11 protein-coding genes and 1 other RNA gene are annotated in these 13,170 nt (G+C 72.1%); 8 read left to right on the top strand and 4 right to left on the bottom strand.

All coding sequences use genetic code 11. The annotated features are described in order from the left end of the window. The first annotated feature begins 144 nt into the window (after positions 1 to 144). From DPM19_RS32830 to DPM19_RS35075, 5 genes are all read left to right on the top strand, one after another. Positions 145 to 954 (top strand): Nif3-like dinuclear metal center hexameric protein, encoded by an 810-nt coding sequence (locus DPM19_RS32830; protein ID WP_111871991.1) that lies wholly within the window; start codon positions 145 to 147, stop codon positions 952 to 954. Continuing rightward, entirely contained in the window at positions 951 to 1,694 is a 744-nt protein-coding gene (locus tag DPM19_RS32825; protein ID WP_111871990.1) for a zinc ribbon domain-containing protein, read from the top strand. The genes DPM19_RS32830 and DPM19_RS32825 overlap by 4 nt, the downstream gene beginning before the upstream one ends. Beyond that, positions 1,691 to 2,812, top strand: coding sequence for a bifunctional RNase H/acid phosphatase (locus DPM19_RS32820; RefSeq protein ID WP_111871989.1), 1,122 nt, complete (start codon positions 1,691 to 1,693; stop codon positions 2,810 to 2,812). The genes DPM19_RS32825 and DPM19_RS32820 overlap by 4 nt, the downstream gene beginning before the upstream one ends. Positions 2,813 to 2,829: 17 nt before the next feature. Beyond that, positions 2,830 to 3,217: RNase P RNA component class A (rnpB, locus tag DPM19_RS32815), an RNA gene on the top strand. A gap of 35 nt (positions 3,218 to 3,252) precedes the next feature. Continuing rightward, positions 3,253 to 3,492, top strand: a complete 240-nt coding sequence (locus tag DPM19_RS35075) for a hypothetical protein (RefSeq protein WP_146779082.1) — start codon at positions 3,253 to 3,255, stop codon at positions 3,490 to 3,492. 56 nt (positions 3,493 to 3,548) lie between these two features. Here the strand turns inward: DPM19_RS35075 and DPM19_RS32810 are convergent, their stop codons facing one another. Beyond that, a complete protein-coding gene (locus DPM19_RS32810) occupies positions 3,549 to 5,375 on the bottom strand; it encodes a flavin-containing monooxygenase (protein ID WP_111871988.1) in 1,827 nt (608 codons plus the stop codon). 99 nt (positions 5,376 to 5,474) lie between these two features. Between DPM19_RS32810 and DPM19_RS32805 the strand changes: the two genes are divergently transcribed. Then, complete coding sequence (locus DPM19_RS32805; RefSeq protein ID WP_158566966.1) at positions 5,475 to 6,104, top strand: TetR/AcrR family transcriptional regulator; 630 nt, start codon at positions 5,475 to 5,477, stop codon at positions 6,102 to 6,104. A gap of 189 nt (positions 6,105 to 6,293) precedes the next feature. Further along, positions 6,294 to 6,500: a hypothetical protein gene (locus tag DPM19_RS32800; RefSeq protein WP_111871986.1), complete on the top strand. Its 207-nt coding sequence runs from the start codon at positions 6,294 to 6,296 to the stop codon at positions 6,498 to 6,500. A 42-nt stretch (positions 6,501 to 6,542) separates the two neighbouring features. On the opposite strand, the gene DPM19_RS32795 is transcribed toward DPM19_RS32800, so the two are convergent. From DPM19_RS32795 to DPM19_RS32785, 3 genes are all read right to left on the bottom strand, one after another. Next, the gene (locus tag DPM19_RS32795) at positions 6,543 to 8,825 is read right to left on the bottom strand and encodes a SulP family inorganic anion transporter (protein ID WP_233511066.1); all 2,283 of its coding nucleotides are present in this window, start codon (positions 8,823 to 8,825) and stop codon (positions 6,543 to 6,545) included. A 77-nt stretch (positions 8,826 to 8,902) separates the two neighbouring features. Then, positions 8,903 to 10,645: a hypothetical protein gene (locus DPM19_RS32790; protein ID WP_111871984.1), complete on the bottom strand. Its 1,743-nt coding sequence runs from the start codon at positions 10,643 to 10,645 to the stop codon at positions 8,903 to 8,905. Positions 10,646 to 10,875: 230 nt separating this feature from the next. Further along, complete coding sequence (locus DPM19_RS32785; RefSeq protein ID WP_111871983.1) at positions 10,876 to 11,460, bottom strand: YbhB/YbcL family Raf kinase inhibitor-like protein; 585 nt, start codon at positions 11,458 to 11,460, stop codon at positions 10,876 to 10,878. 321 nt (positions 11,461 to 11,781) lie between these two features. On the opposite strand from DPM19_RS32785, the gene DPM19_RS32780 reads away from it, so the two are divergent. Next, positions 11,782 to 13,155, top strand: coding sequence for an NAD(P)/FAD-dependent oxidoreductase (locus DPM19_RS32780; protein WP_111871982.1), 1,374 nt, complete (start codon positions 11,782 to 11,784; stop codon positions 13,153 to 13,155). Positions 13,156 to 13,170 lie beyond the last annotated feature (15 nt).

Here is a 13,170-nt window from a genome sequence, read left to right as displayed (position 1 = left end):
GCGCCCGCGGGCGGGGAGCCGGCGAAGTCTCCCTGACGCTCATTATGGACGCCCTTTGGGGATGCTCGTCCAGGGCATTGCCCGTACCCCGGCCGTACCCTGACGAAGGCCGCGCGGGCGGGCCCGGAGCGGTAGCCTGCGGACGTGCGCCTCTCCCAAGTCATCTCCGTCCTCGACGGCTTCTACGATCCGGGCTGGGCCGCCGACTGGGACGCCGTCGGGCTGGTGTGCGGCGACCCCGACCAGGAGGTCGGGCGGGTGCTCTTCGCCGTCGACCCGGTCGCGGCCGTCGCCGACGAGGCCCTCGACTGGGGCGCCGACCTGATCATCACCCATCACCCGCTGCTGCTGCGGCCGGTGCACGGCGTCCCGGCCACCACGCCCAAGGGGCGGCTCGTCCACCGGCTGATCGGCGCCGGGGTGGCCCTCTACACGGCGCACACCAACGCCGACGTCGCCGACCCCGGCGTGTCGGACGCGCTGGCCCGCGCGGTCGGCCTGACCGGCCCGCTGCGCCCGCTGCAACCCGACCCCGGCGACCCCCGGCGCGGGCTCGGCCGGGTCGGCGACCTGGCGTCCCCGCTGCCGCTCCGCGCGTTCGCGGCACAGGCCGCGGCCGGGCTGCCGGCCACCGCCGGCGGGCTGCGGGTGGCGGGCGACCCCGACCGCCCCGTCCGCACGATCGCGGTCTGCGGGGGAGCGGGCGACTCGCTGCTCGGCACCGCCCGGGCCGCCGGGGCGGACGTCTACCTCACCGCGGACCTGCGCCACCACCCCGCGTCGGAGTTCACCGAGCAGGGCGGCCCGGCGCTGATCGACGCCGCGCACTGGGCGACCGAATGGCCGTGGCTGGCCGCCGCCGAACACCGGCTGACCGGTGCGCTCGACGTCAAGACCCGGGTGTCCGCCGTCGTCACCGACGCGTGGACGCTGCACTTCGAAGGAGAACAGTGAAAGCCGCACCGCAAGCCCAGCTCCGCCTGCTCGACCTCCAGGGGCTCGACTCGGCGCTCGACCGGCTGGCGTACCGCAGCCGCACCCTGCCCGAGATCGCCGAGACCGAGCGGCTGGAGGCCCGCCTGGCCGAGCTGCGCGACTCCGTGGTGGCCGCCGAGACCGAGGTGAGCGATCTCGACCGCGAGCAGCGCAAGGCCGAGCAGGACGTCGACCAGGTCCGGGTCCGGGCCGACCGCGACCAGAAGCGGCTCGACTCCGGTCAGATCACCTCGGCCAAGGACCTCGGCAACCTGCAGTCCGAGATCGCCTCGCTGCAGCGCCGCCAGTCCGACCTGGAAGAGGTCGTGCTGGAGATCATGGAGCGCCGCGAGGAGGCCGACGGCCGGGTCACCACGCTGCGCGCCGAGCAGGGCACCGTCCAGGAGGAACTGGGCGAGGTCGCCAAACGGCGGGCGGTCGCCCAGCAGCAGATCGACGACGAGTCGGCCGCCACCGGCGCCGCCCGGACCGCCGTGGTCAAGGACGTCCCGGACGACCTGCTGGCCCTGTACGAGAAGCTGCGCGGCCAGTTCTCCGGGGTCGGCGCCGCGGCGCTGCTCCGCGGCCAGTGCCAGGGCTGCCACCTGGCGCTCAACACCGTCGACTTGAACCGGATCCGGGCCGCCGCCCCCGACGAGGTCGTCCGCTGCGAGGAGTGCCGCCGGATCCTCGTCCGCACCCCCGAGTCGGGGCTGTGAGCCGCCGCCTCGCCGTCGAGGCCGACGGGGGCTCGCGCGGCAACCCCGGGCCGGCCGGTTACGGAGCGGTGGTCCGCGACGCGATCACCGGCGAGGTGCTGGCCGAGGTGGCCGAGGCCATCGGCAAGGCGACCAACAACGTGGCCGAGTACCGGGGCCTGATCGCCGGGCTGCGGGCCGCCGCCGAGATCGACCCGGCCGCCCGGGTCGAGGCGCGGATGGACTCCAAGCTCGTCGTCGAGCAGATGTCCGGCCGCTGGAAGATCAAGCACCCCGACATGATCCCCCTGGCCCGCGAGGCCCGGTCGGTGGCGTCCGGGCTGGGCGCGGTGACCTACACCTGGGTGCCGCGGGCCCGCAACGCCCACGCCGACCGGCTGGCCAACGAGGCGATGGACGCCGCCGCCCAGGGCCGCGCCTGGCGCCGCGCCGAGACCACCGCCGAGCCTGCCGCCGGGGCGGACGGTGAGGCCGACGCGGAGCCGTCCTGGCTGCCGCCGAGCCGGACCCCGACCACCACCCTGCTGCTGCGGCACGGGGAGACCCCCTACTCCACCGAGAAGCGGTTCGCGGGCGTCGGCGACATCCCGCTCACCGCCACCGGCCTGGAGCAGGCCGCGGCGGCCGGGCGGGCGCTCGCCCGGCGCGGTGGCCCGGCCGTGATCGTGACGTCCCCGCTGCGCCGCTGCCGCGACACCGCCGCCGCGGTGGCCGAGGCGACCGGGGCCCCGGTACGGGTGGAGGAGGGCTTCCGCGAGACCGACTTCGGCGCGTGGGAAGGGCTGACCTTCGCCGAGGCCGAGCAGGGCTGGCCCGGCGAGCTGAAGGCGTGGCTGGCCGACCCGTCGGTGCCGCCGCCGGGCGGCGAGAGCTTCGCCGACACCGACCGCCGGGTGCGCGTGGCGCTCGACAAGCTCAAGGTGCGGCACCGCCGCGAGACCGTCCTGGTGGTCACGCACGTGACCCCGATCAAGCTGCTGGTCCGGGCGGCGCTGGACGCCCCCATGACCGCGCTGTACCGCATGCACCTGGACGTCTCCTCGCTGTCCGCGATCGACTGGTACGACGACGGTCCGTCCGTGCTGCGAGCTTTCAACGACACGCACCATCTGCAGTAGGCTGGGACGACGGCGGACGAGCCGGCCGGGCGGTCGCGTCGGGGGTTTCGCCCCCGCCGAGGAAGGTCCGGGCTCCACAGGGCAGGGTGGTCGGTAACGCCGACCCGGGGTGACCCGCGGGACAGTGCCACAGAAAGCAGACCGCCACCGGCCTCGGCCGGCGGTAAGGGTGAAACGGTGAGGTAAGAGCTCACCAGCGCCCGAGGCGACTCGGGCGGCTAGGTAAACCCCACCTGGAGCAAGGTCAAGAAGGGGAGCCGACGGTTCCCCGCGCAGGCGCCTGAGGGCGGCCCGCCCGAGCCTGCGGGTAGACCGCTGGAGGCCGCCGGCAACGGCGGCCCGAGATGGATGACCGTCGCCCGCCCCCGGCGGGCACAGAACCCGGCCTACAGGCCGACTCGTCCGCTGTCCATCCGGCCGGCCTGATGAGCGTGAGAACGATGGACCCGCGACGTATCGAGCTCAACCGCCGGCACAGCCGCGAGATGGGCGTCCTGTTCACAGCGTTCCTCGACATTCATCCAGATATCGAATCCGAAGTTTCCGGAGCCCAGATGACAGCGGAACAAGAGGCCGCCTGGGTGGCGTACAGCGCTGAACTCCTTGCCCTGCATCAGGCCGAGCGATCCGCACTTGCGGACGAGATCGAAGCCGAACAGCGGCGGCGCGACGGTCTGTAACCGGGTGTTACGGGCCGCTCGGGGCGGGGTCTGCCTTGCGGCGGTGGACTAGGGCGTCAGCGGAACTCCAGGCCCTCGAAGGTGCCGGAGGTGCGCCACCGGTCGAGGTAGTGGAAGTAGGCCAGGGCACCGTGCGGGTAGCCGACGTTGAACTTTGCCCGTGGTGTGGGTTGACCCTCGTTGTTGTAGTAGCCCGGCGTGCAGTCCGGTGACCGCTGCCGCCAGATCGCCCCCGCTCCCGAGACCAGGAGGTCGACCCACGCGTCCTCGGCCTCCTGGGTGACCTCGACCTCGGTATGGCCGTGGTCGAGGGCGTGCTTGATGATCGTGGCGATCGTCCGGCCCGACTCGGTGAGGTTGTGCGGGACGTTGGAGATGAGGTTGGCGCCCTGGGTCGGCTGCACGAGGAAGGCGTTGGGGAAGCCGTGCACGTGGGTGCCGTGCAGGGTGCGCATGCCCTCGGCCCAGTACTCCGACAGCTTGGTGCCGGCGCGGCCGGTCATGTCGTAGCCGGCCCGCCGGGCGTGCTCGGTGCCGACCTCGAAGCCGGAGGCGTAGATGATGCAGTCGACCTCGTACTCCCGGTCGGCGACGACCACGCCGGTCTCGGTGATCCGCTCGACGCCCTTGCCGTCGGTGTCGACGAGGTGCGTGCCGGGGACGTTGAAGGACTGCAGGTACTCGTCGTGGAAGCACGGCCGCTTGCACATCTGCCGGTACCAGGCTTTCAGCTGCCGCGCGGTCTCGGGGTCCTCGACGACGGAGTCCACGCGGGCGCGGATCTCCTCCATCTTCTCGTGGTCGGAGTCCTCGAAGGCCGCCAGGAGTTTCCGCATGTCGGTGCGGTCCTCGGGCGGCAGCGCCGCGACCCGGGCGCGCATCCGCCGGGCGATGTCGGTCCAGCCGTCCATCACCAGGTCCTCGTCGGCCATGCCGGCCGTCTGGTTGGCGGTGAAGTTCTCCAGCCAGCGCCGCTGCCAGCCCGGTGTCGCGATCCGGGTGAACCACTCGGGGTCGGTCGGCCGGTTGTTCCGGACGTCGACCGACGAGGGCGTGCGCTGGAACACGTACAGTTCCCGGCACGCCTGCGCCAGGTGGGGCACGCACTGGACGGCCGTCGCCCCGGTCCCGATGATGGCGACCCGCTTGTCGGCGAGCCCGTCCATCGGTGTGCCGGTGGGGTCGCCGCCGGTGTAGCCGTAGTCCCACCGGCTGGTGTGGAAGGAGTGCCCGCGGAACGATTCGATGCCGGGGATCCCGGGGAGTTTCGGCACGTGCAGCGGCCCGGTGCCCATCGCGACGAACCGGGCGGTGCAGGTGTCGCCCCGGTTGGTGCGGATCGTCCAGCGGGACCGCTCCGGGTCCCAGCGCAGGTCCTGGACCTCGGTGTGGAAGAGCGCGTTGTCGTAGAGGCCGAAGTGTTTGCCGATGCGCTGGCAGTGTTCCAGGATCTCGGGCGCGTGCGCGTACTTCTCCGTCGGCATGTGGCCGGTTTCTTCCAGCAGCGGCATGTACACCAGCGACGCCGTGTCGCACTGTGCGCCGGGGTAGCGGTTCCAGTACCAGGTGCCGCCGAAGTCGCCGCCCTTCTCGATGATGCGGACGTCGCCGACGCCGGCCTCCTTCAGCCGCGCCCCGGTGACGAGCCCGGCGAAGCCGCCGCCGATGAACGCGACCGTCACGTGGTCGGTCTTCGGTTCCCGCTCGGTTCTCGGGGTGTAGGGGTCTTCGAGGTAGTGGGCGAGCCGCCCGGTGACCTGGAGGTACTGGTCGTTGCCGTCGGGTCGGAGCCGTTTGTCGCGTTCCCGCAGGTAGCGGCGGCGCAGGGCCTCTTTGTCGATGGGGGTGCCGTCGGGTCGGGTGGGGTGGCCGGTGCCGGTCATGCACGCTCCGAAGGGTCTTCGCTGCAGCGTCTGCCCCGCAGCGGTGTCAGCATGTCACCCATGAGTGACACCGGCAAGTGCCGCCGGTACGATTCACGGGTGACCCATGACTCCGCGATCGCCCCGTCGCTCGCCGACGAACGACGCGACATCGCCCGGTCGCGGATCCTGCGCGCCGCCCAGAAGGTGCTCGCCGGGCGCGGCCTCGCCGCGACCGTTGACGACGTGGCCGAGGCCGCCGGCGTCAACCGGCGCACGGTGTTCCGCCACTTCGCCACCCGCGACGGCCTCTTCGCCGCCGCGATCAAGGAGGGGGTGCGCACCTACGCGCTCCAGGTCCCGCCCCCGCCCGAGGGGGACGACCTGCGGGTCTGGCTGCTCGACCTGCTGCTCGTCGTCCACCGGCTCAACGCCCGTAACGGCCGCATCTACTGGGAGCTCGCCGCGCTCCAGCCCGACGACCTTCCCGCCGAACTCGCCGCGGCGGCCGCTGAGCGCAGGGAGAGCCGCAAGGCCGCCGCGGCTGCCGTCACCTCCCGCCTGTGGCAGGCCCGCGGCGGGCAGGAAGCCCCGCCCGCCTGGCTGGCCGACACCGTGGCGGTGCACCTGTCGGGGTTCACCACGCAGTCCCTCACCGGCGACTTCGGGCGCACCCCCGACGAGGTGGCCCGGGTCTCTGCCCAGGTCATCGAGGCCGCGCTGGCCGCCGCGCTGGCGGAGCGGCGGTGACCGCCTGACGCGTCGCGTCCCGACTCCGGCCGGTCACCGGATATTTTCCCGCTGGACGTCCCAAATCATGGGAGTTTCAGGTCAGGCGACACAAAGGCGCAGCAAGAACGCTCCTACCGTTCATGGTGTGCCGGAGTCCTCGGGACGGCAGAAGGCTCCCCGGTCGAGGCCCGGCAGGGAGGAGCGACCATGTTCATGCTCATCGCCGTCATCTCGATCGTCATCCTGCTGGCGTCCTTCGCCTACCTCGTCGAGTTCGCGCGGGCCAGCCGCCGGGACTCGCTCTTCCTGCCGGCGTCCAGCGGAGGGGCCCGCCGGGCCCGCCGGGTGACCGGCGTCTACACCCGAGGCCCCCAGGAGGAGCTCACCCTGGTGGGAGCCGCGTACCGGGAGTGACCGGAGCGCGGGCCGCGTCCCGGCCCGCGCTCCGGCACCGGGTCAGTGCCGATCCGGAACGGCCGTGCCGGGGCCCGGGGTCCCCTCCTCGGCCTGGTCCGGGACCTGGCTCGGGACGGTGACGAACCGCCCGGCCGTCGGGTCGAGGATGTGCACCTGGGCCGTCTCCAGTTCCAGGAACAGGCCGGTGAGCTCGACCTTCCCGGCCTCCACCCGGCGGCGCAGCCACGGGTAGGTGAGGAGGTTGTCGAGTTGCTGCATCACGTTGATGCGGCAGAGCCGCGACAGCGGCGACAGTTCCCCGTCCGGGTCCTCGCCCGATTCGCCGGGGGGAGTGTCGAGGAAGCGGGCCAGGCTGTGGTTGCCGTGCCTGAGCCAGCGCGACAGCCCCGGCAGGTGCTCGATTTCGGACCCGCCGGCCAGCAGCCCCGCCATGGCACCGCAGTTGGAGTGGCCGCAGACGGTGATGGTGTTGATGTTGAGCACGTTGGTCGCGTACTCGATCGTCGCCGCCACCGAGTCGTCGTGCAGCCGGGAGTCGAACCGGGGCACCAGGTTGCCGACGTTCCGGAGGATGAACAGGTCGCCGGGCCCGCTGGCGGTGATGATGTTGGGCACCACCCGGGAGTCGACGCAGGTGATGAACAGGTGCTCCGGGGTTTGCTGGAAGGCGAGCTCGGCCATGATGGGCCGGACCAGCCGGGCGGTGCTGTCGTGGTACTCGCGTACCCCCGCGAGCAGGAGGTCGCTCGGGGACATGCCGGAGGCGTCGGGCTCGTTGGTCGAGACCTGACGACGACGATTCGCCCAAGGTGCCCACCAGCGGACAGGCAGGGGCGACTTACGCGCGGGGGACATTTCGCCAGTCACGGCTCTTTCATACCAACTCTCGTGCGTCTCATCGATGTCGACCCGGCCTCCCAGCCGCTGGTAGGCCACCCGCCAGTCGTGCAGGGCCTCGAAGGCGGCGTGATCCATGAAGTCGACATGCAGGTCAACGTCCACGGTCTTACCCGGAGGAACCTGCTGAAGAACCCGCAGAAGCCGCGGAACGGCCAAGAAGGTCAGGGAGCCGGTGACCACGACGTGCCAGGGTCCGGGCCCCTCCTCGACCTCCACCGACAGCCGGGCCAGCCGGCGTAGTGCCAGCCAGGCGGCCACTCCGATGCCCAGCAGCACCCCTTCACCGAGCCCCAGCAGCACCACTCCGGCGAGGGTGATGAAGTAGATCGGGGCCTCCCGGTGGTGACGGACATCACGCAGCCGGGTGGTGTCGAGCATCTTCACGCCCATCACGACCAGCAGCCCCGCCAGCGCCGAGAGCGGCACCAGCTCGATCACCGGCCCGCACAGCAGCGCCAGCACCAGCACCCAGCCGCCGTGCAGGACGGCCGACGCGCGGGACCGGGCGCCGGCCTCCACATTGGCCGTGCTGCGCACCATCACGCCCGCGATCGGCAGGCCGCCGAGCAGGCCCGACACGGTGTTGGCCGCGCCCTGGCCCATCAGCTCGCGGTCGAGATCGCTGCTCGGCACCCCCTCCGGCCGGCGCCGGTCGATCGCCACGCTGCACAGCAGCGACTCCACGCCCGCCACCACGGCCACCGAGACCACGGCGCCGACCAGGCCGGGCAGCGTCCCCTCGGGGAGTGCGAGCGGCTGCCAGCCGTCCAGCAGCGAGTCGGGCAGGTCGACCCGGGGCACGTCCCAGCCCAGCCACCAGGCGGCGAGCGTGGCGACCACGACGGCCGGCAGCGGCGCCGGCACCCAGCGCAGCACGTTCCCGTCGCTCGTCCGGCCGGGCAGCCGGTCCCAGGCCAGCAGCACGGCGACGGTGAGCACGCCGATCATCACGGCGTGGGAGTGCGAGCCGACCAGCTGGCCGGGCAGTTCCTGGAGGTTGGCCACCGCGGAATGCTGCGGCGACCCGCCCAACACCACGTGGATCTGGGCCAGGATCAGGACCACGCCCACCCCGGCGAGCATGCCGTGCACCACGGCGGGGGAGACCGCCAGCGCCGTGCGGGCCACCTTGCCGGCGCCCAGCGCGAGCTGGAGCAGCCCGGCGAGGAAGGTGATGGCGCAGGTGGCCCGCCAGCCGTAGGTCTGGACGAGCGAGGCCACGATGATGGTCAGGCCCGCGGCCGGCCCGCTGACCATCAGGGGCGAGCCGCCGACCGCCCCGGCGATGATCCCGCCGACGATGGCGGCGATGAGCCCGGCGGCGAGCGGTGCGCCCGAAGCGACCGCGATACCGAGGGAGAGTGGGATCGCCACGAGGAAGACGACGAAGGAAGCCGGCAGATCGCAGCGCAAGTTAGACACGTCAGGTGTTCGGATGGTCACCTGACGTATCGAATCAGATGGGACTGATCAGGGCGCGACGACGCGCGCGCGGAGAGTCACCGTCCTCGGTAACGATTGTTGTTGTAGGTGTCCCAGTCGTCGACCGGGCGCTGCTGGTCGCCCTGACCGTACTGACCAGGCTGTTCGCCGGTGGAGTAGCCCGCCGGCTGCTCGCCACCGCCCGGGGGCGGGTAGCCGCCGTAGCCGCCCTGCTGCTGGCCGGTGTCGCCGCCGTACCCGCCGGAGGAGGGGCCGGCCGGGGCGCCGTAGCTGCTGCCGCTGAAGTCGGAGTAGTTGCCGGACAGCGGCGGGGCGGGGGCGGCGGGTTCGCTCGACCCGCCGTAGGAACCGTAGGAGGAGTCGTAGGAGTCGCGCCCGCCCGTGGGGCCGGTGCTCAGCGGGTCGTCGTAGCGGGTCGTCTCGGCGCCGTAGGCCGGGCTGGTGGGATACCCGTCGGTGGAGTAGCCGGAGCTGGACTGGCCGCCGCCGTACCCGCCGCCGGAGTAGCCGCCGGGCTCACCGGAGCCGGGCAGGGAGTCGGATCCGTAGCCCGAGGTGCCGCCGCCGCCCGGAGACCAGGACGACGGGGAAGGCGAGCCGTAGGACGGGGCGTCGTTGCTGGTGCTGAGCGGGTCGTTCAGCGGGTCGTTCAGCGGGCTGGAGCCGCCGTAGGAGGAGGGGTCGGGGGTGGTCCGCTGCCGGTCCGACTGGATGCGCTGCAACAGCTCGTCGACGGTCGGCAGCCGGTGGCCGTCGGTGTCGCTGCCGCCCGGGGCCGGCGAGCCGCCGTAGGCGGGCTCCGGCGGGGCGGGCGGGGAGTAGGCGGGCTCCGGCGGGGAGTAGGAGGGCTGCTCGGGCCGCGCCGGGGGCAGGAGCGGGTCCACCGGCTCGGGCCGGGTGGGCGGCGGCGGGGGCGACATCGCCGGGCCGCCGCCGAGCAGCGGGCCGGGGCCGCCGCCGAGGGAGGGCTCGCCCAGCGGCGCGTCGTTGCGGTAGGGGGCCGGGGGCTGCTGCGCCGGAGCCTCGAAGGCCGCGGGCATCGGGGCGGGCTCGGGCGGGCTCAGCGGGTCGGGCCGGTAGCCGGGCGACAGGTCGGGCTGGCCGGGGCCGGTGAAGGACGACGGCGGCGGGACGGGCGGCTGGCCCGGGATGTTCATCGGGCCGCCGTTCATCTGCACGGGCTGGGTCGGCACGGCGTGCGGGGGCTCCGGGTGCCGGGCCGGCGGCTCGGGCTGCTGGTCGAGGACGGGCTGCTCGCGCAGCGGGTCGGCGGCCAGTTCGGCCTCGCTGCGCTCCTGCTTGGAGTCCTGCTGCCAGGGGAACTTGGGCTTGTCGAAGGTGATGGTCGACCAGTACTCGTCGTCGCCCATCTCGTCGCTGTTCTGGGCGCCGCCGCCCCGCCGGGACGCCTGCGCGGGCGGTGGGGTGGGTGCGGCCAGCGGACCGCCGGCCACCCGCCGCTCGTAGCCGGCGGGGTCCTGGTGGCCCTCGGCGTACCCGTCGGTGTAACCGTCCGAGTAGCCGTCGGCCGCGTACTGCTGCTCACTGCCGTACTGCTCGCCACCGTACTGCTCACCGGCGTACTGCTCACCGGCGTACTGGTCGTCGGCGTAGCCGTCGTCGTAGTGGTCGTCGACGGCGCCGCGCCGGCCCCGTGGCTGCATCTGTATCTGCGGGTCGTCCTCCGCCCAGGGGTCGGAGTCGTCGCGGCCGGCCCGGCTCGCGCGCATGCCGAGGGCCACCAGGACCACTACGAGGATCACGACCACGATCAGGCCGAGGACGACGATGACAGTCATTGCACCACCCAATGCCATGGCCCAGCGTGTGTCGCCAGCGCGGCTCGCGGTCTCGTACGGATTATCGCCAGCGGCCGGCGCCCAGTCTTCGAAGACCGAGACTGATTGTCGCCGACCACTATGACCCTTGTCACACCATTCGCTGACATCTATCCCCATGTGGGGTGCGAATGATCAACCGGTGCGGTCAACCCGTGCACCCCCCTCGCTCGTCGGCCGGCCGGTCCCGGCTAGCCGTTTCCGAAGTTCCCGGTGATCCTGCCTCGCCCCACGGTGTGCTTGGCGATTGTGCCCAGGGCCTGCTTGAGCGGGGCCCCCCGGGTCAGCGGCACCGGCTCGCTCAAGGCGTAGACGGTGAACCGGTAGCGGTTCCGTTCCCCCTTGGGCGGGCAAGGTGCCCGGTACCCCACTCTGCCATCTGTATTGAGTGCCTCGACCGTATTGTCCGGCCGGGCGCCCTCGACGATTGAGGTCGTCGTTCCGCCGAGATTGGCGATCACCCAGAGGACGGCGGCGCCCTCCGGTGCGTCCGGATCGTCCACGACGATCGCGAACGCCCTGGTGGATGCCGGGGTGCCGGACCAGTGCAGCGGCGGCGTCTTGCCTTCCCCCCCAGGGTAGGTCGCGCAGACGAAGCGGGCGGGCAGAACGGTGCCATCGCGGAAGGCGGGGCTGGTCACGGTGAACCACTCCGCCAGCTCGGGGCTGGTATTGGTCTGTCCGGGAAGGCCGCAACCGGCCAGACCCGAAGCGGCCAGCAGTGCCACGGCCGCGCCGCGGAACCGCCGAACCGACCGCCGGTGTGTGCTCTTCATCGCATAACGCTCCGCTGCGCCCCTCGTATCTCGAGGCCCCACCCTAGGCCGTCGGCAGGGGAGAGCGGGTCCTTTCCCCGGCGCCTGCCCGCTGCCCGGTTCGCTCGCTGTGATCCTGACCATGGTCGTTATGTTCCCGAATGGGGTAATTAATGGAAAGAAGTGGCGTAATTCACTTGGCAAGTCGTGGTCGATCTTGCTGTAACGAGAACTAATCATGTTCTTCCATGACTTTCGATTGGTGTGGGAGCGTTCCGTCGGGTAGCTTGTGAATGTCTTCACAAGCCAGTGGACCGTGACCCCGTGACCTAGGAGCCCGTCATGGCCAGAAAAGCCCAGGACCCCACCGGCGCTCCCCACATCCTCATCGTGGGCGGCGGCTACGTCGGCATGTACACCGCGCTCCGGCTGCAGCAGAAGCTGCGTCGCGAGCTCCGGCGCGACGAGGTGCGGATCACCGTCGTCGACCCGCAGTCGTACATGACCTACCAGCCGTTCCTGCCTGAGGCGGCCGCCGGAAACGTCTCGCCCCGCCACGTCGTCGCCCCGCTGCGCCGGGTGCTGCCCGCATGCACGGTGCTCAACGCCCGGGTGACCGAGCTGAACCACGCCGAGCGCTGGGCGATCGTGCAGCCCGTGGCCGGCCCGCCCAAGCGGATCTCCTACGACTACCTGGTGATGGCCGCCGGCTCGGTGTCCCGGACGCTGCCGATTCCCGGCCTGGCCGAGCACGGCATCGGGTTCAAGACCATCGGCGAGGCCATCCACCTGCGCAACCACGTGCTGGCACAGCTCGACATCGCCGAGACGACCGACGACGAGGAGCTCCGCCGCAAGGCGCTCACCTTCGTGTTCGTCGGCGGCGGGTTCGCCGGCGTCGAGGCGCTGGCCGAGCTGGAGGACATGGCCCGCAGCGCCGTCCGCTACCACCGCAACGTGAACGTCGAGGACATGCGGTGGGTCCTGGTCGAGGCCGCCGACAAGATCCTGCCGGAGGTCGGGCCGGAGATGGGCCGCTGGACCGCCGAGCAGCTGCGCGGCCGGGGCATCGACGTCAAGATGAAGACCTACCTGAACTCGGCCGTCGACGAGGTCGTCGAGCTGTCGGACGGGTCGCGGTTCGAGGCGGGCACGCTGGTCTGGACCGCCGGCGTCAAGGCGGCTCCGGTGCTGCGTAACACCGACCTGCCGCTGGACGAGCGCGGCCGGGTCAAGGCCACCGAGTACCTGACGATCGAGGGCGTGGTCCGCGCCTACACGGCCGGCGACAACGCCGCCGTGCCCGACCTGGCCGGCGACGCCGAGTTCTGCGCCCCGAACGCGCAGCACGCCGTGCGCCAGGCGAAGGTGCTGGCCGACAACATCGTCCGGTCGCTGCGCGGCAAGTCGCTCAAGCCGTACGTCCACGACAGCGTGGGTTCCGTGGCCGGCCTCGGCCTCTACAAGGGCGTCGCGCACGTCTACGGCATCAAGGTCCGTGGCCTGGCCGCCTGGTTCATGCACCGCAGCTACCACGTCTCGCGGGTGCCGACCTTCAACCGCAAGGTCCGGGTGCTGGCCGACTGGACCCTGGCCCTGGTGTTCCGGCGGGAGACCGTCTCGCTGGGCAGTATCGAGCAGCCGCGCGCCGAGTTCGAGCTCGCCAGCCGGACGGACACCCGGACCGAGGCGCGATCGGACTCCACGGCCGCCTGACCCGCTCCCGCGGGG

It is taken from the genome of Actinomadura craniellae (assembly GCF_003289645.1).
Taxonomy (GTDB): Bacteria; Actinomycetota; Actinomycetes; order Streptosporangiales; family Streptosporangiaceae; genus Actinomadura_D; species Actinomadura_D craniellae.
The sequence above is the reverse complement of the archived record's forward strand: the minus strand, read 5'-3'. Positions and strand labels throughout refer to the sequence as shown.

Bases quoted from the DNA above. Each gene is read 5' to 3' on its own strand.
- DPM19_RS35075 (WP_146779082.1), top strand. From the start codon at position 3,253: ATGGACCCGCGACGTATCGAGCTCAACCGCCGGCACAGCCGCGAGATG.
- DPM19_RS32810 (WP_111871988.1), bottom strand. From the start codon at position 5,375: ATGACCGGCACCGGCCACCCCACCCGACCCGACGGCACCCCCATCGAC.
- DPM19_RS32800 (WP_111871986.1), top strand. From the start codon at position 6,294: ATGTTCATGCTCATCGCCGTCATCTCGATCGTCATCCTGCTGGCGTCC.
- DPM19_RS32790 (WP_111871984.1), bottom strand. From the start codon at position 10,645: ATGACTGTCATCGTCGTCCTCGGCCTGATCGTGGTCGTGATCCTCGTA.
- DPM19_RS32785 (WP_111871983.1), bottom strand. From the start codon at position 11,460: ATGAAGAGCACACACCGGCGGTCGGTTCGGCGGTTCCGCGGCGCGGCC.
- DPM19_RS32780 (WP_111871982.1), top strand. From the start codon at position 11,782: ATGGCCAGAAAAGCCCAGGACCCCACCGGCGCTCCCCACATCCTCATC.